Raw genomic sequence first — 1,440 nt, forward strand, 5'->3', positions numbered from 1 at the left:
TGCATCATGTCCTGCGAGGGGATGCCGTCGGTGATGCACACGCAAAGCTTGATGCCGGCATCCGCCGCCTCCATGATCGAATCGGCGGCGAAGGGCGGCGGCACGAAGACGATGCTGGCCTCAGCGCGGGTCTCGCGCACGGCGCCCTTGACGGTGTTGAAGACCGGAAGGCCGAGATGCGTCTGGCCGCCCTTGCCGGGGGTGACGCCGCCGACCAGCTTGGTGCCGTAGCGCTTCATGTCCTCGGCATGGAAGCTGCCGATCTTGCCGGTAAAGCCCTGGACGATGACGCGCGTGCTGCGGTTGAGCAGGATTGCCATTTCTCGACCTCCCTCAGGCTGCTTTTTTGTTCTTGGCGGCCTCGCGCCAGGCGGCGACGGCCTTCTCGGCGGCTTCGGCGAGCGTATCGGCGACGATCACCTTCTCGCCGGAATCGGCCAGGATCTTGCGTCCTTCCTCGACCTTGGTGCCGGACAGCCGCACCACCAGCGGCACGTCGACGCCGACCTCGCGGATCGCCTTGATCACGCCCTCGGCGACCCAGTCGCAGCGGTTGATGCCGGCGAAGATGTTGACCAGGATGGTCTCGACTTGTCTGTCGCCGAGCACGGCGCGGAAGGATTTGGCCACCCGCTCGGGCGAGGCGCCGCCGCCGATGTCGAGGAAGTTGGCCGGCTCGCCGCCGGCGATCTTGATCATGTCCATCGTCGCCATGGCGAGCCCGGCGCCGTTGATGATGCAGCCGATATTGCCGTCGAGCCCGACATAGGAGAGGCCGCGGTCGCTGGCGAAGGTCTCGCGCGGGTCTTCCTGGCTCTTGTCGCGCAGCTCGGAGATTTCCGGGCGGCGGAACAGCGCGTTCTCGTCGAACGACATTTTGGCGTCGAGCGCGACGAGGTTGCCGTCGCGGGTCACCACCAGCGGATTGATCTCCAGCATCGAGGCGTCGTAGTCGCGGAACACCTGGTAGCAGCCCATGATCGTCTCGGTGGCCTTGCCGATCAGGTTGCTTTCCAGGCCGAGGCCGAAGGCGATCTCGCGCGCCTGGAAGCCCTGCATGCCGACACCGGGATCGACGGTGGCGCGGATGATCGAATCCGACTGCCGCTCGGCGATCTCCTCGATCTCCATGCCGCCGGCGGCCGAAGCCACGATCATGACGCGCTCTTCCTTGCGGTCGAGCACGAAGCCGAGATAGAGCTCCTGGGCGATGTTCACCGTCTCCTCGACGTAGAGGCGCGACACCAGCTTGCCGCGCGGGCCGGTCTGGTGCGTCACCAGCCGGCGCCCCAGCAGCGCCTCGGCGGCGTCGGAGACTTCCTTGTCGGAGCCGCACAGCTTGATGCCGCCGGCCTTGCCGCGGGCGCCGGAGTGAACCTGCGCCTTCACCACCCACTTCGAGCCGCCGATCTCGCGCGTCCGGTAGGCGGCCTGCTCGGG

1 protein-coding gene and 1 pseudogene are annotated in these 1,440 nt (G+C 67.2%); both read right to left on the minus strand.

Going from position 1 to position 1,440, the window contains the following annotated elements; translation table 11 throughout:
- Nucleotides 1-320, minus strand: a pseudogene (locus tag RFN28_RS34485) (succinate--CoA ligase subunit alpha); the annotation flags it as partial.
- A gap of 13 nt (nt 321-333) precedes the next feature.
- A partial coding sequence (locus RFN28_RS34490; protein ID WP_320291580.1) for a malate--CoA ligase subunit beta occupies nt 334-1,440 on the minus strand: 1,107 nt, incomplete at its 5' end.

It is taken from the genome of Mesorhizobium album (genome assembly GCF_033977205.1).
Lineage (GTDB): Bacteria > Pseudomonadota > Alphaproteobacteria > Rhizobiales > Rhizobiaceae > Mesorhizobium > Mesorhizobium album.